This window comes from Arthrobacter sp. Ms25, assembly GCF_059090365.1.
On record NZ_JBNHFP010000001.1, the window covers coordinates 174736 to 198211 of the forward strand.

General features: G+C 66.3%; 17 protein-coding genes. 10 read left to right on the plus strand and 7 right to left on the minus strand.

Annotated features, from left to right (window positions below):
• The first annotated feature begins 112 nt into the window (after positions 1 to 112).
• The 4 genes from dxs to AC5RT8_RS00785 are packed head-to-tail and all read left to right on the plus strand — an operon-like array spanning position 113 to position 4375.
• A complete protein-coding gene (dxs, locus tag AC5RT8_RS00770) occupies positions 113 to 2086 on the plus strand; it encodes a 1-deoxy-D-xylulose-5-phosphate synthase (protein ID WP_494093804.1) in 1974 nt (657 codons plus the stop codon).
• A 45-nt stretch (positions 2087 to 2131) separates the two neighbouring features.
• A complete protein-coding gene (locus AC5RT8_RS00775) occupies positions 2132 to 2989 on the plus strand; it encodes an SDR family oxidoreductase (RefSeq protein ID WP_494093805.1) in 858 nt (285 codons plus the stop codon).
• Between the two features lie 49 nt (positions 2990 to 3038).
• Complete coding sequence (locus AC5RT8_RS00780) at positions 3039 to 3347, plus strand: hypothetical protein (RefSeq protein WP_494093806.1); 309 nt, start codon at positions 3039 to 3041, stop codon at positions 3345 to 3347.
• 50 nt (positions 3348 to 3397) lie between these two features.
• Positions 3398 to 4375 carry an aldo/keto reductase gene (locus AC5RT8_RS00785; protein WP_494093807.1) on the plus strand — a complete coding sequence of 326 codons (978 nt, stop codon included), beginning with the start codon at positions 3398 to 3400 and terminating at the stop codon, positions 4373 to 4375.
• Between the two features lie 27 nt (positions 4376 to 4402).
• Here AC5RT8_RS00785 and AC5RT8_RS00790 read toward each other — a convergent pair whose 3' ends face one another.
• From AC5RT8_RS00790 to AC5RT8_RS00800, 3 genes are all read right to left on the minus strand, one after another.
• Complete coding sequence (locus AC5RT8_RS00790) at positions 4403 to 4639, minus strand: hypothetical protein (RefSeq protein ID WP_494093808.1); 237 nt, start codon at positions 4637 to 4639, stop codon at positions 4403 to 4405.
• A 148-nt stretch (positions 4640 to 4787) separates the two neighbouring features.
• A complete protein-coding gene (locus tag AC5RT8_RS00795; RefSeq protein WP_494093809.1) occupies positions 4788 to 6917 on the minus strand; it encodes a 3-hydroxyacyl-CoA dehydrogenase NAD-binding domain-containing protein in 2130 nt (709 codons plus the stop codon).
• Entirely contained in the window at positions 6917 to 8158 is a 1242-nt protein-coding gene (locus AC5RT8_RS00800) for a thiolase family protein (protein WP_494093810.1), read from the minus strand. Before AC5RT8_RS00800 ends, AC5RT8_RS00795 begins: the two co-directional genes overlap by 1 nt.
• A gap of 187 nt (positions 8159 to 8345) precedes the next feature.
• Here AC5RT8_RS00800 and AC5RT8_RS00805 point away from each other — a divergent pair, with 187 nt between their 5' ends.
• The 3 genes from AC5RT8_RS00805 (at position 8346) to uvrA (ending at position 13671) form a co-directional block, all read left to right on the plus strand.
• Positions 8346 to 9305, plus strand: a complete 960-nt coding sequence (locus AC5RT8_RS00805) for an alpha/beta hydrolase fold domain-containing protein (protein ID WP_494093811.1) — start codon at positions 8346 to 8348, stop codon at positions 9303 to 9305.
• Positions 9306 to 9538: 233 nt separating this feature from the next.
• Positions 9539 to 10900: an MFS transporter gene (locus AC5RT8_RS00810; RefSeq protein ID WP_494093812.1), complete on the plus strand. Its 1362-nt coding sequence runs from the start codon at positions 9539 to 9541 to the stop codon at positions 10898 to 10900.
• A 245-nt stretch (positions 10901 to 11145) separates the two neighbouring features.
• Entirely contained in the window at positions 11146 to 13671 is a 2526-nt protein-coding gene (gene uvrA, locus AC5RT8_RS00815; protein ID WP_494093813.1) for an excinuclease ABC subunit UvrA, read from the plus strand.
• On the opposite strand, the gene AC5RT8_RS00820 is transcribed toward uvrA, so the two are convergent.
• The 3 genes from AC5RT8_RS00820 to AC5RT8_RS00830 form a co-directional block, all read right to left on the minus strand.
• Positions 13655 to 15361 (minus strand): 3-ketosteroid-delta-1-dehydrogenase, encoded by a 1707-nt coding sequence (locus tag AC5RT8_RS00820; RefSeq protein WP_494093814.1) that lies wholly within the window; start codon positions 15359 to 15361, stop codon positions 13655 to 13657. The genes uvrA and AC5RT8_RS00820 overlap by 17 nt on opposite strands.
• 129 nt (positions 15362 to 15490) lie before the next feature.
• A complete protein-coding gene (locus AC5RT8_RS00825; RefSeq protein WP_494093815.1) occupies positions 15491 to 17479 on the minus strand; it encodes a glycosyltransferase in 1989 nt (662 codons plus the stop codon).
• Positions 17480 to 17637: 158 nt separating this feature from the next.
• A complete protein-coding gene (locus AC5RT8_RS00830) occupies positions 17638 to 18093 on the minus strand; it encodes a PGPGW domain-containing protein (protein ID WP_494093816.1) in 456 nt (151 codons plus the stop codon).
• Between the two features lie 264 nt (positions 18094 to 18357).
• Here AC5RT8_RS00830 and AC5RT8_RS00835 point away from each other — a divergent pair, with 264 nt between their 5' ends.
• Positions 18358 to 18903 carry a GNAT family N-acetyltransferase gene (locus tag AC5RT8_RS00835; RefSeq protein ID WP_494094507.1) on the plus strand — a complete coding sequence of 182 codons (546 nt, stop codon included), beginning with the start codon at positions 18358 to 18360 and terminating at the stop codon, positions 18901 to 18903.
• A gap of 9 nt (positions 18904 to 18912) precedes the next feature.
• A complete protein-coding gene (locus tag AC5RT8_RS00840; protein ID WP_494093817.1) occupies positions 18913 to 19422 on the plus strand; it encodes a GNAT family N-acetyltransferase in 510 nt (169 codons plus the stop codon).
• Between the two features lie 222 nt (positions 19423 to 19644).
• On the opposite strand, the gene AC5RT8_RS00845 is transcribed toward AC5RT8_RS00840, so the two are convergent.
• Positions 19645 to 21459, minus strand: coding sequence for an immune inhibitor A domain-containing protein (locus AC5RT8_RS00845; protein WP_494093818.1), 1815 nt, complete (start codon positions 21457 to 21459; stop codon positions 19645 to 19647).
• A gap of 199 nt (positions 21460 to 21658) precedes the next feature.
• On the opposite strand from AC5RT8_RS00845, the gene AC5RT8_RS00850 reads away from it, so the two are divergent.
• Positions 21659 to 23452, plus strand: coding sequence for a bifunctional metallophosphatase/5'-nucleotidase (locus AC5RT8_RS00850; protein WP_494093819.1), 1794 nt, complete (start codon positions 21659 to 21661; stop codon positions 23450 to 23452).
• The last annotated feature ends 24 nt before the right edge of the window (positions 23453 to 23476 follow it).

Consider the following 23476-nt stretch of genomic DNA (forward strand, 5'->3'; position numbering starts at 1 on the left):
CGGGGCCCTGAAGCGTTCCATAGGAATCACGCGGGGCACGCCGCGCGTTAGAGTTAATTCATATTGCGACGGTGTGCAGTGCCGCCGATAACAACTCAAGGGAGGCACCCTGTTGGGACTTCTGGAAACAATCCGGGATCCTCGGGACCTCAGCAGGCTTTCGCTGGCACAGTTGAAGCGGCTTGCTGAAGAGATCCGTTCGTTCCTGATCACGAACGTCGCACAGACCGGCGGGCATCTGGGCCCGAACCTGGGCGTGGTGGAACTGACCATGGGCATCCACCGTGTCTTCGATTCCCCGCGGGACAGCATTGTCTTCGACACCGGGCATCAGTCCTACGTGCACAAGATCCTCACCGGCCGCCAGGACTTCGCCTCGCTACGGCAGCAAGGCGGCATGTCCGGCTATCCGTCGCGGGCCGAGTCCGTCCACGACATTGTGGAAAGCTCCCATGCCTCCTCGTCCCTGTCCTGGGCCGACGGCATTTCCCGCGCCCGCCAGCTCAACGGCGAGGGCGACCGCTACACCGTGGTGATGGTGGGCGACGGCGCGCTGACCGGCGGCATGGCCTGGGAAGCCCTGAACAACATTGCGGCCGACCAGCGGCGGCGCGTGGTGATTGTCGTCAATGACAACGGCCGTTCCTACGCTCCGACCATCGGCGGCCTGGCGGATTATCTGGCCTCCCTGCGTCCGACCATCGACGCCGTACGCACCCATCACGCCTACGAGAACACCCTCGGCTGGTGGCGCGACCGCCTGCAGCACGGCGGGCCCGCGGGACGCTTCGCCTACCGCAGCCTGCATGCCGCCAAGAAGGGCATCAAGGACTGGTGGTCCCCGCAGGGCCTCTTCGAGGACCTCGGCATGAAGTACGTGGGACCGATCGACGGGCACGATATCGACGCCGTCGAACGCGCCCTGCACAAAGCGAAGAACTACGCCGGCCCCGTCATCGTGCACGCCATGACCGAGAAGGGCCGCGGCTACGCTCCGGCCCGCGCCCACGAGGCGGACCAGTTCCACGCCGTCGGGATCATCGACCCGGAAACCGGCGCCCCGGTGGAGCCGGGCGGCAAGGAGTCCTGGACCTCGGTCTTCGCCACCGAGATCGCCGAGATCGCCGACGAACGCAAGGACATCGTCGGCATCACCGGCGCCATGCTCATTCCGGTGGGCCTGCACAGGTTCGCCGAGCGGCACCCGGAACGGGTGTTCGACGTCGGCATCGCCGAGCAGCACGCCCTCACTTCGGCGGCGGGCATGGCCTTCGGCGGACTGCACCCGGTCGTGGCGCTGTACGCCACGTTCCTGAACCGGGGCTTCGACCAGCTGCTGATGGATGTTGCCCTCCACAAGGCCGGCGTGACGATCGTCCTGGACCGTGCGGGGGTGACCGGCCCCGACGGCGCCAGCCACCACGGCATGTGGGACATGTCCATGCTCCAGATTGTCCCGGGACTGCATCTGGCCGCGCCGCGGGACGCCACCCGCCTGAAGGAAGAGCTGCGCGAAGCCGTCGCCATTCCCGATGCCCCCAGCGTGGTGCGTTTCTCCAAGGGCACCGTGGGCAGGGATATTGACGCCGTGGAGCGGACCTCCGACGGCGTGGACATCCTGGCCCGCCGGCCCAGCGGAGACAGCTCCAATGATGTGCTGATTGTCAGTGTCGGTGCCATGGCGGAGATGGCCCTCGACGTCGCCGGGCGGTTGGGCGACCAGGGCATCAGCTCCACCGTGGTGGACCCGCGCTGGGTGCTGCCGGTGCCGCGCTCGATTATCGACATCGCAGCCGACCACCGGATTGTCATCGTGATCGAGGACGGTGTCCGGGCCGGGGGAGTCGGCTCCCGGATCCGGCAGGAGATGCGCGCGGCCGGCGTCGACACCGCCTTGAACGAAGTGGGACTGCCCGTGGAATTCCTGGACCACGGCAGCCGCAGCGAGGTGCTGGAGCGCGTGGGACTGACGGCCCGGCAGATCGCCAACGACGTCGTCGCCCAGGTCCTGGGCACGAAGGTACCGTTTGCCCGGCCCTTGCCCGGGCAGGATCTGCCCACCGGGCAGGTGCCCAAGATCCAGTAGCCGCGCAGGGTCCGGGACCGGACCATGACCGAAGGGGTGTAAGCCATGGCGGATAACGTTCCTGCCCTCGCCGTCACGGGGGCTACTGGAGCCCTGGGCGGTGCCGTTGCGCGGTTGCTCGGGGAGGCAGGCGTCCGCCAGCGGTTACTGGCCCGGCATACCGCCAGGCTGCCCGAACTGCCGGATACTCCTGTCTTCGCGGCGTCGTACCTGGACGGCCGCCAGGCTGCCAGTGCGCTGCGCGGTGTGCACACGCTGTTCATGGTGTCGGCGGCCGAGAGCCCGCACCGCGTCGAGGACCACTGCACCTTCGTGGATGCGGCGGTGGAGGCCGGCGTCGAACACATCGTGTACACGTCCTTCATGGGTGCTGCTCCGGATGCCGTCTTCGCCCTGGCGCGGGACCACGCTGCCACCGAGGAGTACATCGCTTCCCGCGAGGGCCTGGAACACACCTTCCTGCGGAACTGCCTCTACCAGGACGTGCTTCCCACGTTTGTCCAGCCCGACGGCGCCATCCGCGGCCCTGCGGGCGAGGGACGGTTCGCTCCGGTGGCCCGGGCGGACATTGCCCGCGCCGCAGCGAAGATCCTGCTGTCCCCGGAGCAGCACCGGAACCGGACCTACACGCTCACCGGGCCCGCGGAGCTGACCATGGAAGAGGTCGCCGGCATCCTGGCCGAGGTGACCGGAGAGCCGGTGCGCTATGAGGCGGAAACCTACGACGAGGCGATAGCGTCGCGTATCAAGGCGGGAGCTGCGCGATGGCAGGCCGAGGCCTGGAGCAGCAGCTACCAGGCCATTGCAGCGGGGCAGCTGGCACCCGTGAGCCCGGATGTCGAACGGCTCACCGGTACTCCGCCGCTGGGGTTCGAGGATTACCTCCGCGGCGCGGGTAGCTGACGGCGCTAAAAGAGTGCAGGGCGGGGGAGCACGGGATAGGGTCGTAGATATGGATTACGACATGGATGTCCGCCGGTTCCTTGCTGAATGCACCGTGAGCGACTTGGATGACGAAGCAACACCGGTAGCCGACCTGTACGGCATGTACATCATCTGGAGCGAACAGCAGGGAATCGAGCCCCTGGCTGTCCAGGCGTTTTCCGCCGCTGTCCAGGAGGAGGGCATCGAAGCCGAGCGCCGCCGAAGCGAGCAGGTGTACACCGGCCTGCTTCCCACCGGCGCCATTCCCATCCAATACATCCTGGAAACGGACAAGGCTCCGGGCCCCAACAACACCCTGGACACGTTCCTGGGCTGAGTCTTCCGCCGGATACAGGGAGCCCGGTTCCCGGGGGTACCGTAGCTTCCATGACTTCTTACAACAGACTCGGAAATTCCGGCCTGACCGTCTCCACGGTAGGACTGGGCTGCAACAACCTCGGCCGCTCCGGAACGCCCACCGAATCCCAGGCGGGAACCGATGCCGTCATCAACGCCGCGATCGACGCCGGCATTACGCTTTTCGACGTTGCGGATACCTACGGCCGCACGCCGGGGCTGAGCGAGGAGATGCTGGGCAAGGCCCTGGGGTCCCGGCGCGAGGACATTGTCCTTGCCACCAAATTTGGCATGGACATGCAGGGCGGCAACGGCGCCGACTTCGGCGCCCGCGGCTCCCGCCGCTACATCGTCAAAGCCGCCGAAGCCTCCCTGCGCCGGCTGAACACCGACTGGATCGACCTGTACCAGTTCCACACCCCGGACCCGCTGACTCCCATCGAGGAGACCCTTGCGGCCCTCGACGACCTGGTGACCAGCGGCAAGGTCCGCTACATCGGCCACTCCAACCGCACCGGCTGGCAGATTGCCGAAGCCGAGTTCACCGCACACATGGGGGGCTACACCCCGTTCATTTCCGCGCAGAACCATTACAACCTGCTGGACCGCCGGGCTGAACTTGAAGTCACTCCCGCCGCCGAGGCCTACGGACTGGGTGTGCTGCCGTACTTCCCGCTGGCCAACGGCCTGCTCACCGGAAAGTACAGCAGCGGCAAGGCGCCCGAGGGCAGCCGCCTGACGCATTCCCGGACGAACCTGCTGGAAAACGCCGACATGGAGCAGCTGGCCGAGTTCGGCCGGTTCGCCGCCGACCGTGGCCTGACCGAGGTGCAGGTCGCCTTCTCCTGGCTCGCTGCGCAGCCGTCCGTTGCCTCCGTGATTGCCGGAGCCACCAAGGTGGAGCAGGTGCGGCAGAACGCCGAGGCCGTGTCCTGGGTGCCCTCGGACAAGGACCTGGAGGAGCTGGACCGGATCTTCCCGAAGACGCCGAAGGTTGCCTTGTTCTAGGGTCCCCGTGTGGGCGCCGGTCGATCGCTAGCCGTCAGGGCCGTCTTCGCGTTCCTGCCGGTAGCCTTCCCGCTGCTGCCGGACAAAGAGCGTAGCCAGCCGAAGGAAAGCCGCTGCCAGTGCCAGGAATAGGCCTACCAGCAGCCAGTTCCATGGCTCGTCGAACGGCAGGAGCAGAACCAGCCACAAGGAGACGGCAGCGCTGAGCAGGAGCACAACCATCCGCTTGGCACGATTCTGCGACCATGCCGGCTCCTGGGTCATGCTGAGAGGCTAGCGCCGTTGCGGCATCCTTTCCAGACCAGAGTGCAAAGCGCATGCACGGGAACGCAAAAGCGCCGGGCGGACCGGGTGAGGCGGCATCACTGCCGCCGTTCCGGTCCGCCCGGCGCGGGCGAAGCAGACGGGCTAACTAGGCAGCCACAGCCGCCTCATGGAACGTCTTGCCGTTCACGCGCTCGGACGCACCGACGCGGTCCAGGTACGGCGTGATGCCGCCCAGATGCATCGGCCAGCCGGCACCGAGGATGACGCACAGGTCGATGTCCTCGGGACCGGCCACAACGCCCTCTTCGAGCATGAGCCCGATTTCCTCGGCCAGGGCATCCTGCGTGCGGCGCAGGACTTCCTCGGAGGTGGAGGGCGTGGTGCCGAAGTCCAGCATCGCCAGGGTTTCCTCCGGGATGTAGGCGTTGCCGTCCTCATCCTTCTGCCACAGGGACTTGATGCCGGCGTCGATGATCTTCTGCGAGTTCTTCGAAAGCCAGAACCGCTCACCGAACGCCGAGTGCAGGGATTCCTGTACGTGCTGCCCCACCGGCAGGCCCACGAGGGCCAGCAGGGTGAACGGCGACATCGGCAGGCCCATTGGGCGCAGTGCATTGTCCGCGGTGGCAGCGTCGGTGCCCTCGTCGAAGACCTTGGTGATCTCGCCGAACATGCGGCCGAGGATGCGGTTCACCACGAAGGCGGCGGCGTCCTTGACCAGCACGGCGGTCTTCTTCAGCTGCTTGGCCAGCACAAAGGCGGTGGCCAGCACGGCGTCGTCGGTCTTCGGTGCGCGCACGATTTCGAGCAGCGGCATGACGGCGACCGGGTTGAAGAAGTGGAAGCCGACCACACGCTCGGGGTGCTGCAGGTCCGCGGCCATTTCCGTCACGGAGAGGGAGGAGGTGTTGGTGGCCAGGATGCACTCGGGGGAGACTACGGCCTCCACCTCGGCGAAGACCTGCTTCTTCACGGACAGCTCTTCGAAGACGGCTTCAATGACGAAGTCCGCGTCCGAGAAGGCTTCCTTGGAGACCGAACCGGTGACCAGGGCCTTGGTGCGGTTCGCGGCGTCGGGGGAGATGCGCTTCTTGGCCAGGAGCTTGTCAATCTCGGCGTGCACATAGCCCACGCCCTTGTCCACGCGTTCCTGGTCGATGTCCGTCATCACCACGGGCACCTTGAGCTGGCGGGCGAAGAGCAGGGCGAGCTGGCTGGCCATCAGGCCGGCACCGACCACGCCGACCTTGGTGACCGGGCGGGCGAGCTTCTTATCCGGGGCTCCGGCGGGTCGCTTGCCGCGCTTCTGGACCAGGTCCAGGAAGGCATACACGGTGGAGCGGAACTGCGGGGTCTGCATCAGTTCGGCCAGGGCATTGCACTCGGCGTCGCGCGATTCCTCGCGGGTCCAGGTTTTGCCCTTCTCCAGCAGGTCCAGCACCCTTGCCGGTGCCGGAGCGGCGTTGGAAGTCTTGGCCTCCACAAAGGCACGTCCCGTGGCGACGGCGGCATCCCACGCGTCTCCGGCGTCGGCAGGGTCGACGGCGTTGGGCCGGGAGACCTGCTCCTCGCCGGTGATGACGCGGGCGGCCCAGGTGAGGGACTGCTCCAGGAAATCCGCCGGCTCGAACAGGGCGTCGGCGATGCCCAGCTTGTAGGCGGCTGCCCCGGACAGGGTGCGGTTGTTGCTCAGCGGGTTCTCGATCATCACCTTCACAGCGTTCTCGGGACCGATCAGGCGCGGCAGCAGGTACACGCCGCCCCAGCCCGGAACCAGGCCGATAAAGGCTTCGGGCAGGGACAGGGCGCCGGCGCCCGTGGAGACCGTGCGGTAGTCGGACTGCAGGGCAATCTCCAGGCCACCGCCGAGGGCCACCCCGTTGATGAAGGCGAAGCTGGGCACGCCCAGGGTGCCCAGCTTGGCGTAGACGTCGTGCCCCAGACGGGCCATGGCGTAGCCGGCCTCGACGTCGGAAATGCTCTTCACGGCGGACAGGTCGGCACCGGCCACGAGGTAGAACGGCTTGCCGGTGACACCGACGCCGACAATCTCGCCGTTGTCGGCCCGGACCTTGAGCTCATCCAGCTTCTCACCGAGCTCGAGCAGCGTGTTCGGGCCGAGCGTGGTGGGGCGGGAGGAGTCGACGTCGTTGTCCAGCGTGATCAGCGCGAAAGTTCCGGCATTCCCGGGCAGGGAGATGTCGGAGACGTAGGAGTGGGTGACAACCTCGGTGGGGAAGAGCCCCGCGAGGCGCTGGTAGTCAGGAGCAGACATTACTTCGTGGCCTCCGTGGAATCGGTGTTGTAGTCAGGGTGGTTCGGGTTTTCCCAGATCACGGTGGCGCCCATGCCCAGGCCGATGCACATGGTGGTCATGCCGTAGCGGACGCTCGGGTCTTCCTCGAACTGGCGGGCCAGCTGGTTCATCAGGCGCACGCCCGAGGAAGCCAGCGGGTGCCCGACGGCGATGGCGCCGCCGTAGCGGTTCACGCGGGGATCGTCGTCGGCGATGCCGAAGTGGTCCAGGAAGGCCAGCACCTGGATGGCGAAGGCCTCGTTGATTTCAAACAGGCCGATGTCCTCGATGGACAGGCCGGTCTGCTCCAGCACCTTTTCGGTGGCGGGGACCGGTCCGTAGCCCATGACCTCGGGCTCGACGCCGGCGAAGGCGTAGCCGACCAGGCGCATCTTCACGCCCAGACCCAGTTCCTCGGCGGCGTCGGCGGAGGCCAGCAGCGCGGTGGTGGCGCCGTCGTTCAGGCCCGCGGCGTTGCCGGCGGTGACGCGGCCGTGTGCGCGGAACGGGGTGCGCAGCTCGGCCAGGTCCTTGACGGTGGTGCCCGGGCGCGGCGGCTCGTCCACGGTGTTCAGGGTCCAGCCGCGGCCGGGCTTCTTCGTGGCCACAGGGACCAGGTCCGGCTGGATGGCGTTGGCCGCGTAGGCCTTGGCCAGCTTCTCCTGGCTGGCGGCGGCGTACGCGTCGGTGCGGTCCTTGGTGATGTGCGGGAAGCGGTCGTGCAGGTTCTCCGCGGTGTTACCCATGTTCAGGGCCGCCGGGTCCACCAGGCGCTCGGTCATGAAGCGGGGGTTCGGATCGGCGTCCTTGCCCATCGGATGGTTGCCCATGTGCTCCACGCCGCCGGCGATAACGACGTCATAGGCGCCGAAGCCGATGCCCGAGGCGGTGGTGGTCACGGCCGTCATGGCGCCTGCGCACATCCGGTCGATCGCGAATCCGGGCACCGTGCGGGGCAGGCCGGCCAGCAGGGCGGCGGTGCGTCCGATGGTCATGCCCTGGTCACCGGACTGGGTGGTGGCGGCAATGGCCACCTCGTCGACGCGTTCCGGAGGAAGGGAAGGGTTGCGGCGCATCAGTTCGCGGATGCACTTGACCACCAGGTCATCGGCCCGCATCCCGGCGTAGATACCCTTTTCGCCGGCTTTGCCGAACGGGGTCCGCACTCCGTCAACGAAAACTACGTCCCTGATCTGCCGTGATCGGCTTTGTGGGCTCACGTACTTACTCCTCTTTGAGATAGAAAACGGAACGACGTCCGAGATGATGTTACTCGTGGGTAACATAGCCTGCAAGGAAGACGGCGGCAGGCGTCGGAAAGAGGCAGGTATGTCCCGGCTCACGCTGCTCCCGCACCGACCCTACCGACATACCGCCGTCCGAGAAACCCGGTGCTACGTTGGCCCGATGGATTCCGTCGAAGACCCCGCACTGGCCGGCTGGCTGCAGGAGGTCCGGGGCTCCGAGCATGGTGAAGCCTCCCTCGAACACATCCGGCAGCTGCGTGCCCCGCGGGACCGTCCGGCCGGGCCCGCGGTAGGCGAGGTCAGGGACCTCGAAATCCCCGGCTCCGTGCCGGTGCAGGCCCGGTTGTACCGTTCCGACGCGCAAGCTCAGCCATTGACGGTCTTTGTCCACGGCGGGGGCTTCGTGTTCGGCGGGATGGAATCGCACGACCGCCTGTGCCGTCGGCTTTCCCTGCTGGCCGGAACCGCTGTCCTCGCGGTGGACTACCGGCTGGCGCCCGAGCATCCGGCCCCGGCAGCGGTCGACGACGTCGCGGCGGTGCTGGCGTGGGCTGCCGGGGGACGGGCGGGGCTCGCTCCGGAGGGACTCGGCCCGGTGCTGCCGGGCGTCGGACTGGCCGGCGACAGTTCGGGCGGGCTTATCGCGTTCCTCGCTGCCCGCAGGCTGGCCGGCACATCGGCTTCGCCGGTCCTCCTGTTCCTGGCCTATCCGAATGCGGACCTGACCCTCAGTTCGCCCAGTGTCCGGGAGAAGGGGGAAGGGTGGGGTCTGTCGGTGCAGGATCTGTCCTATTACATTTCCTTGTGGGTTCCTGACGCCTCACCGGCAACCCTCGCGGAGTTCAGCCCCCTGCATACGCTGGCTGCCGCTGCTCCGCCGCCGGTACCGGCACTGGTGGCCACGGCCGAACACGACCCCCTCCGGGATGAGGGGGCGCTCCTGGCGGCAGGTCTGGCCGCGGGATCCGCTGAAGTCGACTACGTTCCGCACCCCGGACTGGTCCACGGATTCCTGACGCTGGATGCGGTATCGCCGGCCGCCCGTCGGGCGGGGGATGAATTATTCCTGAAGTATGGGAAGCGTCTGATGGCGCGGAGTGGAGCCGGGAATATGTCATAAAGGCAATGGGTAAAAACGCAGAATTGCGCAGAATACTCCTACGCCGGTTTCATCGCCAATAAGTCGAAGACGCGCGCTGTGAAGCCGTGGGCGCGAGGGGTACTGCGCGGCGGGAATATGGTGAATAACCGTTACAGGGAGTATCGTTCTGGCCGCAGCTTTATATGCTCAGTCAGATAAGGAATGACGTGTCACAACAACTAAATAATCGCCCTTCGCGCACTCAGCGCGGTTTGGCGGGTTTTCTTGCCGCACCGCCGCCGGCTCCCCGTCTCGATGAAGAGACGGTCAATAAGCGATACCCGCGGCTGCGGCTGCAGGTGTTTATGGGTATTTTCATCGGCTACGCCGGGTACTATCTTGTCCGCAACAATGTGCCGCTGGTAGCCACGATCCTGCGGGATGAACATGGCTTCAGCGCGCTGGGCATCGGCGTTATCACCAATGCCGTTCTTGTGGCCTACGGGCTCAGCAAATTCTTCAGTGCCATTGTCAGCGACCGCAGCAGCGCACGCCTGTTCCTGCCGATCGGCCTGGCGCTGTCTTCGCTGGCGAACCTCTTCATCGGCTTCGTCCCGGCGGTTGCCGGTTCGGTGGCCTTCTTTGCCGTAGTGATGATTTTCAACGGATTCTTCCAGGGCATGGGGTGGCCTCCCAGCGGCCGGACCCTGGTGCACTGGTTCTCCACCTCCGAGCGCGGTTCCAAGACCGCACTGTGGAACATCGCCCACAACGTCGGCGGCGCCGGGTCCGGCGCCCTGGCCGGTGCGGCCATTGCCGCCTTCGGTGGCTGGGAAGCCGCGTTCTGGCTGCCCGGCATCGTCTGCCTCGTGGTCGCCGTCATCGCGTTCTTCCTACTGCGCGACACCCCGGTGTCCGAGGGCCTGCCGCCCATCGAGGAATACCGCAATGATCCGGCACCGGTCGAAACCGATGCGGATGACGAAGCTGCAAGCACCTGGGACACGGTCCGCCGCTATGTGCTGACGAACGCCACGATGGTGAAGTTGGCCCTGGCCAATGTGTTTGTCTACACCCTGCGCTACGGCGTGCTGGTCTGGGCGCCCGTGTACCTGGCGGACGTGCGGGGCGCGAGCCTGGGCGAAGGCATTGCCGGTTTCTCCCTGTTTGAACTCGCCGGCATTCCCGGAACCCTGCTCTGCGGCTACATCAGCGACAAGGTCTTCCGCGGACGCCGGTCGCCGGCCGGTATCACCTTCCTCATCGGCGTCTTCCTGGCGGTAGGGGTCTACTGGCTCTCACCCGTGGAATGGCCGCTCTGGATCTCGTATGTGGCACTGGTGGTCATCGGCGGCCTGATCTACGGTCCGGTCATGCTGATCGGCCTACAGGCACTGGACCTCAGCCCGCGCCGGGTCGCCGGCACGGCCGCCGGATTCACCGGCCTGTTCGGCTACGTGCTGGGCGCGACGCTCGCATCCACGGGCATCGGCTTCGCCGTGGAACACTTTGGCTGGGACATCACGTTCGTGGTTATCCTTGCCTGCGTTCTCCTGGCAATCGCTTTCATGTACTCGGTGGGACGCGACGAAGCAGCCATGCGTGCCCGCAAGGCGGAAGCTGCGCAGAAATAAAATTCTGTAGTCGTATTCTCCAGCAGTAATCAAAAAGCGTCCTTACCGCGCGTCGTACCAGCCGCGCGGTAAGGACGCTTTTCTGCATCCGGCTACCTCTGCTGTCAGCAGTGTCGCCGGAGCTCGCCCACGTCGTACGCCAGGGTGCGTTCCTAGGTCTCTACGGGTCCCGGTGCCTGACGCTCTGAGAGGAAGCATGCTTAGTAATTCGTTGTCACGGCCATCGCCTCGCTAACCTGAGAACGATGAGTACTGCAAAATCCTCCCTGAAGACAGCCTCCCTGCCCGGCACGGGCGGTATGGTCCGTGTGCGCGGCGCGCAGGAAAACAACCTGCGCAACGTCAACGTCGATATCCCGCGCGATGCGATCGTCGCCTTCACCGGCGTGTCCGGCTCGGGCAAGTCCTCGCTGGCCTTCGGCACCATCTACGCGGAGGCGCAGCGCCGCTACTTTGAGTCCGTGGCCCCCTACGCCCGCCGGCTGCTGTCCCAGGGGCACAACCCCAAGGTGGAGGAAATCAGCGGCCTGCCGCCGGCGGTCGCACTGCAGCAGCGCCGAGGAGCTCCCAGCTCCCGCTCCACCGTAGGCACCCTGACCACGTTGTCGAACTCCATGCGCATGCTGTTCTCGCGCGGCGGCACGTACCCGGCGGATGCCGAACCGGGCAGCCTCGACTCCGACGCCTTCTCACCCAACACCGCAGCGGGTGCCTGCCGGGAATGCTCCGGACTGGGGATCGCGCATACGGTGACCGAGGACTCCCTGGTCCCCGATCCCACCCTCAGCATCCGGGACGGCGCGATCGCCGCCTGGCCCGGGGCATGGCAGGGCAAAAACCTGCGCGACATCCTCATCCAGCTGGGCTACGACGTCGACGTGCCCTGGAACAAGCTGCCGAAGAAGGACCGCGACTGGATACTGTTCACCGAGGAACAGCCGGTGGTCATGATCACGCCGCAGCGCGACCGCGTGGCCAAACCGTACAAGGGCCGCTTCTGGAGCGCCAAGAGCTATGTGATGCACACGCTGGCCGATTCCGGCAGCGAACAGATGCGCAACCGCGTCCTCGAATACATGGTCTCGGGTCCGTGCCCGGTCTGCGGGGGAGCAGGTCTCCGCCCGGAGGCGCTTGCCGTGACGTTTGCCGGCCGGAACATCGCCGAACTGAACGGCGCCACGCTGGCTGAACTGGCGGAGATCATCCGGCCGACGGCGGAGCTCAAGTCGGCCGGCACGGCCTCCCGTGCGGCTGCCTCCAACGAAGACACTGAAGTAGCCGTCACCATCACCCGGGACCTGCTCGGACGGCTCGAGGTGCTGATCGGCCTGGGGCTGGGCTACCTGAGCCTGTCGCGGGCCACCCCTACCCTCTCACCGGGGGAGATGCAGCGCCTGCGCATCGCCACCCAGCTGCGTTCAGGCCTGTTCGGCGTCATTTATGTCCTGGATGAGCCGTCCGCGGGTCTGCACCCGGCGGACGCCGAGCCACTGCTGACGGTCCTGCAGGAGCTGAAGGACGCAGGCAACTCGGTATTCGTCGTCGAACACAACATGGACGTGGTGCGCAGCGCCGAATGGATTGTCGACGTCGGCCCGCAGGCCGGTGACGGCGGCGGCACCGTCCTGTACAGCGGGCCCGTGGAAGGCCTGTCCGAGGTGGAGCAAAGCGCCACCCGTCCGTTCCTGTTCGGTGAAGCGGAAACCGCACCGCCGGCCCGCCGCACACCGGACCAGTGGCTGAGCCTGAAGGGGATCACGCGGCACAACCTGCGCGGCCTGGACGCCGATATCCCGCTGGGCGTGCTCACCGCGGTCACCGGGGTCTCCGGCTCCGGCAAGTCCACCCTGGTCAGCCAGGTGCTGGCAGAAACCGTGGGCGGGAAGATCAACGGCGTGCCCACCGAGCCCGAGGACCCCGACACGGCGGAGGGAAACGATCCGGGCGCCCACGTCCGCAGCATGGCCGGGCTGGAACACCTGGACCGGCTGGTCCGCGTGGACCAGCGGCCCATCGGCCGGACCCCCCGCTCGAACCTGGCCACCTACACCGGCCTGTTCGACGCCGTCCGCAAGCTCTACGCCTCCACGGACGAAGCGCGGGCCAGGGGATACAACGCCGGCCGGTTCTCCTTCAACGTGGCCGGCGGCCGCTGTGAAACCTGTCAGGGTGAAGGTTTCCTCGCCGTCGAACTCCTGTTCCTGCCGGGCACCTACGGGCCCTGCCCGGTGTGCCACGGCGCCCGCTACAACGAGGAAACCCTCGAGGTCACCTACCGGGGCCTGTCCATCGCGGACGTGCTGGACATGCGGGTGGAATCCGCCGCGGAGTTCCTCTCCGACGTGCCTTCAGCCTCCCGCAGCCTGCAGACCCTGCTCGACGTCGGCCTCGGCTACCTGCGTTTGGGGCAGCCCGCCACCGAGCTTTCCGGCGGCGAGGCCCAGCGGATCAAGCTGGCCACCGAACTGCAGCGTGCCCGGCGCGGACATACCCTCTACCTGCTCGACGAGCCGACCACCGGCCTGCACCCGCAGGACGTGCAGCTGCTGCTGCGCCAGCTGAACCGGCTGGTGGATGCTGGCAACACCGTGGTGGTGGTGGAACACTCCATGAACGTGGTGGCGTCCGCGGACTGGGTGATCGACATGGGCCCGTCCGGCGGCGAGGAAGGCGGGCGGATCATCTGCGCCGGCACCGCCGGCGACGTCGCGGGGTGCCACGCCAGCCGGACGGCTCCCTACCTGTCGGCGGCGCTCAAACTGCTTCCGTAAGCCGGCCTGCGGCGTCGCGGGCCACCACGTAGCCGTAGACCAGGCCCTGGCCTATGGTGGCTCCGGCGCCGGGGTAGCTCTTGCCGAACACATTCGCTGCAGTGTTGCCGATGGCGTACAACCCCTCCACCGGGCTGCCGTCCTCATGCCGCACGCGGCCGCGCTCATCTGCGGTGAGACCTCCGCAGGTGCCCAGATCCGCCAGGACCACCTTGACGGCGTAGAACGTCTTGCCGGCAAGGGGGCGCAGGTTCGGGTTGGGCCGGACCGTGGGATCGCCGTAGTAGCGGTCATAGGCGCTGGCCCCGCGGTGGAAGTCCTCGTCCACGCCGGCGGCGGCCAGTTCGTTGAACCGCTCGGCCGTGGCGGTGAACGCCGCTTCCGGGACGCCGATGCTGCGGGCCAGCTCGCCAAGACTGCCCGCCTTGGCGGCGATGCCCGCCTCATACCAGGCCGCGGGCAGGGGCGTGCGCGGGTACAGGCCGCCCGCGAGGAGGTAGCTGTTGCGGTACTCCTGGTCGAAGACCATCCACATGGTGCCCACCGGATCCCCCTGGCGTTCCCGTTCCAGTACGCGCTGCCCGAAGGACATGTAGTCCTGGGCCTCGTTGGTGAACCGGTGGCCGGCGTCGTCCACGATAAAGGATCCCGGCAGCGACCGTTCGGCCAGCATCACCGACGGAGCGCCGTCAGGCAGCGGAGCGACGGCGGGGAACCACCAGGACTGGTCCATGAGGGCGGTGCCGGCTCCGATTTCCGTCGCTGCCTTGATGGCGTCACCGGTATTGCCCTCGGCTCCGAAGCTCCAATTCTCCAGCGCGGCTGACTGGTGCTTGCGGCGCATGGCCATATCGTGATCGAACCCTCCTGCCGCCAGGACCACGCCCTGCCGTGCCGTCACGGTGACCTCTCGCCCGTCCTGCTCCACCACGGCTCCGGTGACCCGCCCGTCCTCGCTGACGAGGCGGACCAGGGACGTCTCGGTCCAGATTGGGATCCCGGCGCGCAGCACACCCGCGTAGAGCCCTGCTGCCAGTGCCTGCCCGCCGGCCACATAGTCCCGGCGCAGGGCCAGCCCGCCGATGCCCTGAACGGCACGTGTTGCCGCCGTCGGCAGCCCTTTCGCGGGCACCTTCGCCATCAGGTTCAGCCACCGGTAGTCCTTGCCGGTGACCGGCATCGGCAGGGGAGCCTCCATGGTTCCCCCGCGCAGCCGGCCGCGTTCGGGGCCGAGCCGGTTGGCGTCAAAGGGGACGCATTCGCAGCTGCGGCCCATGGCAGAACCGCCCGGCTGCTCCGGCTGGTAGTCCGAGTACTCCTTGTCCCACATAAAGCGCATGGGCGTCATGCGCTGCAGCATCTCTACGGCCGAACTGCCGTGATCAAGGAAGGTTTCCCAGCGCCGGCGCGGCGAGGTCCCGCCGACGACCGCGTCCACGTAGGTGGCGGCACGGGCCGGGGAATCCACTGCCCCCGCCTTGTGAAGCACCGGGTTGTTCGGAATCCAGAAGGCCCCTCCGGACCTGGCCGTAGAACCGCCGACGTAGGGGGTCTTTTCAATGATCAGGGCCTCGGAGCCGAGCTCGGTGGCGGCAAGTGCGGCAGCCATGCCGGTTCCTGAACCGATCACCAGGAGGTCCACGGTGGTGTCCTGGGCGGTGTGGGTACGGGCGGGCACGGATGTAGCCATGTCAATCTCCTTTGATTGCGAGCTGCGCAAAGTGCATCCGCAGCGGCGAGCTTTGATGCGGTGGCAGCACCCTAACGGAGAATCGGGCAGACGGCTCCCAATCCGGGTTCCGGCGCGTCGGGGTAGTGGTCACCCGGCGCCTTCCCGGAAGGTTTCCGCCCAGGTTTCCATTGACGTAATTTCCGGGAGGGCCTCGCGGTAAGCGGCACGCAGCCCCTCCCATTCGGCGAGGAGCCGTGCTGTCAACACCGCCGTTTCGGCCAGCATCCGCCGGACCTGACGGGGATCCCGCTGGTAGCGGGCCGCTCCGGTTCCGTCGGCGTTGGTGACAACGGCGTCATCCAGCCCGGACAGGATCCACCATTTGCTGTCCTGGTGGGACACTGCAGACTCAATCCGCCGCTGTGTCCTGCGCGGTTGCACCGTGTGTTTGACTGCGGCCTTGAGGGTCCAGGGGCCCCATCGCAGATTGTCGGCGGAGCGTCTGCGCAAGGGTTTGGACAACCCATTCCCGGTCCGTCCCGACGGGAGGGTTCCCGGCTCCTGGTCGGCAAGGGCATCAGGATAGTTCGCCCGCAGTTCCTGCAGCCGGGGAAGAACGTGGCGCAGTGCCGCATGGAGGCCTGCGGGTCCCTTCAGGACATCCTGCAGGGCCATCAGCCGCAGCGTTTCAGCGTAATACTGCATCGAGAACAGATGCCGGAAGTCCGTATCGAGGCTTTCCCGCAGAATACGGCCGCCCTTGGCATACGGCGAGTGCAGGAGCGCGGCAATGACGCGGTTCCGCTCATGGAAATATGCCTGCCAGTCCACGGCATCGTCTTTGTCCGCCCACGAGACGTGCCACACTGCCGCTCCGGGCAGGGATACCGTGGGGTATCCGAGCGCCCGGGCACGCAGCGAATACTCGGCGTCGTCCCACTTGATGAAGACCGGAAGGGGCAGTCCGGCGTCCCGGATGACCTGCACGGGGATCAGGCACATCCACCACCCGTTGTAATCCGCGTCCCAGCGCCGGTGCAGGATCGACGACGACCGCAGCCCGGCGGCAGCAAAGTCATGGGTGCCCAGGCCCTTGCCGGGGCCCCAGAGGAATCTGTAGGAATCCACCATCTCGGCGAACGCGTTCAGGACCGATCTGTTGTGCATGTCGAACATGTGCCCGCCGACAATCGCGGGCGTACGGCACAGGTCCGCGAAGGTAATGGTGCGCAGGATGCTTTCGGGCTCAAGGACAACGTCGTCGTCCAGGAGGATCGCATAATCGGATCCCTCTGATCGGACGGTTTCGCTCATCACCCGGGCAAAACCGCCTGAACCGCCCAGATTGTCCTGGTTGATGACGCGCAGCTGCCCGCCCATTGCCCGGGCGAGGCCAGCGTAGCGGTCCTGATCCTGGACTTTCCTGTTTCCCTGGTCCACGACGATCAGCTCAGAAATGGCTTTCCGGACCTCCGGGTCGGCCGCGACGGCAGCGATCGTGTCCAGGCAGTAATCGGCACGGTTGAAAGTAGTGATTCCCAAGGTGGCCTTCCCGGCAGCAGCTTCCGAGGCCGCGCACCACTGGGCCGATGCCAGCTTCAGGCCTTCGTCCCCGGCTGCCAGATCAAACCAGTACCAGCCTCCGTCGCTGAAGGCGTCGAGTGGAAGCTCGAAGACGGAGTGCTGTTCGCCGTGTACCCGCCGGATGTCTACACGCTTGGGTGCCCCTGCTGCGTCGGAACGGTAAACCAGGAGCGATCCGGCGCCCTCCGTCCGGACGCGGAGGATAACTGCATCCACTGATGTCCACCGCCGCCAGTAGGCCGCGGGAAAGGCGTTGAAGTAGGACCCGAGCGACACCCGTTCCCGGGCGGGCAAACGAATGGAGGAGCGGCTAAGAATGTTGTTGGGCTGGAGTCGGCCGAGGGCCCCGGGCAGACCCTCTCGCGCTGCTCCGCGGCCCGGACCTCTGCGTCCCGTGTCCGGATCGAGGTAGAGCGGCAGGGCATCGAGGTTGTGCGTTTCGGGGAAGATCACCCGCTGCAGCACCCGGAGTTGCCGGGACTGCCCGCCGATGAATGGCGAAACCGGTCCGGCGCCCAGTTCACCGGATGCATTGTCGATGCTGATGTCCATACTCGCCCCCGAACGTCCACGCGGAGGCAACACCCGTTCCCGGGATCGACGGCTGGTTGCCCCGCTTGCCGGTCCGCCTCCTGGTTGCAGGTTCGACAGCATGGGCTACTCAGGGGCCGGGCACAAGAGTGGTTTCGGTTCGCCAGGTGCCGGCGCGGTTACCCCCGGGGCTGCCGCGGAAGGCGGAAGCGGATGTAGCTGTAGATAATCAGGGCAAGGCCGATGCAGCCGGAGGCAATCAGCGTTCCACCCGTGACCCAGCCGCCGGGCAGCCACCAGGAATCCTGCAGCGGCCACCAGTAGGGCACCTGCCGCCAGAGGCCCCAGAGGACGCCGGCGGCCATCACCACCAGACCACCGCCCACCGCACCGACAATCCGCGGCGTGGTCTGCACACCCTGCGCTGCCGCACGGAAGGCACGGGCCTTGACGGGGTGGAGCCAACGGTGGGCCCAGGCATAACGCAGCGACAGTACAGCCAGCCCGGCTACCACCATGAGCAGTCCCGGTCCGGGGAGCACCAGGGCGGCCAGGCCCAGGACAACCAGGGACCAGCCGGCCACTTCAATACCGGTGCGGCGCAGCCAAGCGGGAATGCGTTCGGTCCTGTTCATTGGCCCAGCCTTCCACACCAACCTGCGAGTTGGCCGCGTGGGAAGATGCTGCCGCCCCATGGAACGGAAGACGGCACGATGTGTGCGCGGAGGTTGCTGGTGATGGCAGACTGGGCCCGTGATCGCACTGCTGTCGGCACCCTCGAATCCTGGCCTCCGCCCACCGCAGCCGGGCAGCGTGCCGGGCTGTGCCAAGGCACCCGACGCGCTGCTGTACCCCGCGTTCCGGAGTGACCGGCACCACGCCAGCTACGCTGAAGTGTGCTGAGCGAACCGTTTCCCGTTAAACAGCTGCTGCACGGCGTCCGGCTTCGGATCGCCGACCCGGCCGACGCCGAAGCGCTCGCCGATGCCTACCAGCGGAACCGGAGCTATCTGGCCCCCTGGGAACCGCTCCGCGAAGACTCGTTTTACACCCCGTCCGGGCAACGCTCGGTGATCCGGTCCAAGCTGGTCCAGCAGGCTGCGGGAATGGAGGTGCCCTGGGTCCTCATGCATCACGAGCGGATCATTGGGACCTTGACGCTCACGGGGATCGTCGGCGGTCCTTTCCAGTCCGCCAACCTCGGCTACTGGGTCGACGGTGACTACGCCGGACGTGGGATCGGGACCGCTGCGGTTGCCTCCGCCGTCGAGTTGGGCCGAAGCGAGCTGGGGCTGCACCGGATCCAGGCCGCAACCCTGCTGGATAACGCTGCATCACAGAAAGTCCTGGCCCGCTCCGGGTTTGAGCGGATCGGCATGGCGCCGGAGTATCTGCGCATCGCCGGGGAGTGGCAGGACCATCTGCTTTTCCATCGGATCCTCTAGGGCGGGGCGATGACCCTCCGGGCTGCCCTGATCACCACTGAGCGCTTCACCCTGGAGCCCCTGGGTGTGCATCACGCTGCCGAAATGGTGGAAGTGCTGGGCGGCACGGCGATCTACACATACATCGGCGGGCACGCGCCGACAGTGCAGGAGCTAACGAAGCGCTACGCCGGCCAATCCATTGGGGAGTCGCCGGACGGCCGGGAAACCTGGCTGAACTGGATAATCCGCGAACAGGGCCGGAGCCTTGGCTTCGTGCAGGCCACGGTGTCGGGGAACGGCCCGACGGCGGACGTGGCATGGGTGGTCGGGGAGGCCTTCCAGCACCGCGGTGCTGCCACCGAGGCTTCCCGGGCAATGCTCTCCTGGCTGCGGCAGCAGCAGCCCTCACTTCACATCACGGCGTCCATCCATCCCAAAAACACTGCCTCGGCCTCTGTCGCCCATAACCTCGGCCTAACCCCTACCGGCCATCTCGACGAGGACGGCGAACAACTCTGGGAAGATTCCACCCCCTAAGCCCCATCCTGACAACGAAACGGCAGGACCCCGGGACTGTACCGAGGCCCTGCCGCTTTCGTGCGCTGGCTTATGTGGTGTGGTGACGCTGCGGCGGTAGCCGCAGGGGTCGGGTGGAGGCGGCTTTAATATTCTCCGCGAGCTCTGCGAGCGGGGAATTTCGTTGCAGCCGGAGTCCGGCCCCGTAGGCGGGCCGAGCCAAAGCGCCAAGCATGATCGGCACTAGTTCACCCGCACCGTCATCATGCCCTTCGGGTTACTGTTCACCACGGTGATCTTCGTGCCCGTTCCGGCCACCACTACGCTCGCTTCGGGGTTTGCCGGGTCGTAGTAGGCGTTCGGATTGGTATCGTCGAATACCGGAATGCCGGGCCGGGACGGTGCCTGCAGAGTGGTCATTCCCGTTGCCGTTTCCCGGTGCAGGAGGATCGGGTCCGTGGCCTCCTTGCCGAAGGTGGCATCGAAGCTCTGGATGCGGTTGCGGGCGATGGTGCCATCGGACCACCTCAGGGACTGAGGATGCGCGTCGACCGGAAGGACCAGGCCGGCACCGGGGTGCTGGCGGGTGTTGTTGTTCCGCTGGCCGGCGTTCCAGTAGGTGACCAGCAGGCCGTCCTGGTAGGGGTAGTGCTCCACCCGGTCCGGAGCGCTGACGGCCCAGCCGAAGTTGTACGGGCCGGTCCGCAAGGTGTCGTCATACCCCAGGTACTGACGGTTCTCGGCAATGTAGTACCGGCCGTTGCCGGCGGCATCGCGGGGCAGCGTGACCACCAGGGCCTGCTGCTTCTTGGTGGCGTGGTAGGACGGGCCGAGCTTGTGGGTGGACTTCGTGCCGGCGGTTGCGGTGTCGTAATCCAGCCAGCCGAGCTGCAGCTTTTCCCAGGCGCCCATGTGGTTCGGCGTGGTGCCGATCGAACCGTTGCCGTGGCCCAGCCAGGAACCGGAGCTCATCAGCGTCCAGAATCCGGTACCGTTTTCGCCCCCGCTGGTGTCGTAGAGATCCGGCAGTCCGAGGTCATGGCCGTACTCGTGGGCGAAGACACCCAGGCCGCCGTTCTCCGGTTCCGTGGTGTAGTCCCGGATCCACACCTTCGAATCGCCGATCCGGATACCGCCGAACGGGTTGGCGGCAGGTCCCTCTGTGCCGGCGCCGGCCTGGCCCACGGACCAGCGGTGCGCCCAGATGGTCGACGTCGGAGCTCCGGCTTCCTCGCCTTCGCCTGCATGGATGGCCTGGAAGTGATCGATGTAGCCGTCGGGTTCATCGAAGTTGCCGTTGTTGTTGTAGTCATAGCGGTCCCACTGGTCGAATCCGGCCAGATAGGCGTCGATCTCCGCGGCGCTCTTGCCCGCCGCGATCTGCGCCTCGTACCAGGCATCCGCTGCGTCCTGAACGAACCGGGTCATGTCCTGCTGGCTCTCGGTCTCCCCGTAGCTGGCGGAGTTATAAGGGACCGTGACCCAGTCGCTGACATCACCGTCGACCGTGTAGCGGCCGCTGGACATTTCCTCGTAGAGGGTCTTCAGCGACTCTTCCTCCGGATCGAAGAACATGTCCAGGTAATGCTCCCGGTCGAACTTCGGCTCCCAATACGTCGAGTTATCCGCCGAGCGGTCCGGTTCCGGAATTTCGTTATGTTGCGGCCCTGCCGGCGCGTCCGGGAAGCGGGGATCCACTTGGTCGCCGAAGTCGATGAGGAAGGACAGGATCTGGTCGCTGTCCTCCAACCCGTACTCGGCCCACTGGCCGGGCGCCACCTGCACGGCCTTGGAACCGCCGCGGGTCTGCACGGGTGCCTCTCCGCGGATGACCTTCTCGATGCCCTGCTGGTTCAGCTGACGGCGTGCGTCGGCCGCCGGGTCGGAACGGTCGTCGGCTTTGACCGCTTTCCCGTCCGCACCCGGAGCGCCGGAGAATCCGCTGGACGCTGGCGCGGGGTTGGCCGGAGCGGCTACGGCCGCCACCGGCGAGAGGGCAACGGCACCAGCCAATACCAATGCGCACCGGAACCTCCGGTGCCTGTTTTCGATTTTCACGGTTTCCCCTTAGTGCGAGTGTCAGTGAGGTGGAACCACGTTACGTTTTCTACGTCGCCTGTCGAGGAAGACATCCCGGTGGTTTGCGGATGTGAAGAAAAATGAAAGCAAAAAAACTCCCGAGTCTTCCGGAATGCAGCTTTTACCTGTAAGGGTGCCTAAGGGGACATTTACCCGCACTATAAGGAGTTGTTTTTTGATGCATTCATCCACCCGCCGCCGGGGTGCTGCCGCCGCAGTCACCGCGGCCGTGGCAGTTACACTCGTGTCGATGACACCTGCAGCAGCGGCACCGCCCGAGCATGCCGGCAAGGACCAGAAGGCCAGCGTCACGGTCATGGGGACTTCCGACATGCACGGCTACGTCGAGAACTGGGATTACTTCAAGGACGGCGAATACGACGACGCCGCGCACAACGACGTCGGGCTGGCGAAGGTTTCCACGCTGGTGGACTCGGTCCGCGCCGACCGCGGCGCGGATTCCACGGTGCTGATCGATGCCGGCGACACCATCCAGGGCACCTCCCTGACCGACTATTTCGCGAACACGGAGCCGATCACCGAAACCGGTGAAATCCACCCCATGGCTGCGGCAATGAATTCCATGGACTACGACGCCGCGGCGCTGGGCAATCATGAATTCAACTACGGTCTCGACATGCTGCGCGAGTTTGAAGGCCAGTTGGACTTTCCGCTGCTCGGAGCCAACGCCGTGGACGCCGCAACGGACAAGCCGGCCTTCACCCCGTACATCATCAAGACCGTCAAAACCAAGGGCAACAAACCCGTGAAGGTCGGAATCCTGGGACTCACCAATCCGGGAGTGGCCATTTGGGACAAGAACAACGTGGACGGGATACTCGAATTCCCCGGCATAGTTGAGCAGGCACAGAAATACGTTCCGGAGATGAAGGCCCGCGGCGCCGACGTCGTGGTGGTCAGTTCCCACTCCGGAACGTCCGGCACCTCCTCCTACGGCGACGACCTGCCGCTGGAAAACGCCTCCACGCAGCTGGCGGAAACCGTGCCGGGCATCGACGCCATCCTCGTCGGGCATGCCCACCAGGAAATTCCGGAGCGCTTCGTGGCCAACAAAACCACCGGCGACCAGGTCCTGCTGACGGAACCGCTGAACTGGGGCATGCGCCTGTCCGTCATGGACTTTGAACTGACCAAGGTGCGCGGCCAGTGGGACGTGACGTCGGCGTCGTCGTTCCTATTGAACGCCAACACCGTCGAGCCTGATCCGGTGGTCTCCAAGCTGGTAGCCGAACAGCATCAGCGCGTCATTGACTACGTCAATACGCCCGTAGGCAACGCCACTGAGTCCATGCCCGCGGAGGAATCGCGGTACCGCGACACCGCCGTAATGGACTTCGTGAATTCCGTCCAGGCCCGGGCTGTGGACCGGGCGCTCGACGGCGGCCCCAATGCCGACCTGCCGGTACTCTCGCTGGCTGCACCTTTCAGCCGCACCGCGGAAATCCCCGCCGGTCCGGTCACCATCCGCGACCTGGCCGGTTTGTACGTCTTCCCGAACACCCTGTTCGGCGTGGAAATGAACGGAGCCCGGGTGAAGGAGTACCTGGAGTATTCCGCAAAGTACTTTACGCAGACCGCCCCCGGCGCCCCGGTGGATCCGGCAACGCTGACCAATGCAGACGGGACTCCGGACTACAACTACGACATGATGTCCGGCGTTGACTATGACATCGATATCAGCCGTCCGGTGGGGGAGCGCATCGTCAATCTGAGCTTCAATGGTGCTCCGGTGGATCCCGACCAGCGGTTTGCCGTCGCGACCAACAACTACCGGCAGTCCGGCGGGGGCAACTTCCCGCACATTTCCACGGCTCCGGTGCTGGTCAACCAGCAGACGGAAATCCGCCAGCTGCTCATTGACTATGTGGTTGCCCAGGGCACCGTCGACCCGGCGGACTTCGCCGAGAACAACTGGCGCCTGGTGCGCAACGGGGTGCCTGTCTTCGAATAGCCAAGCATCAGCAGGCGGCCGGTT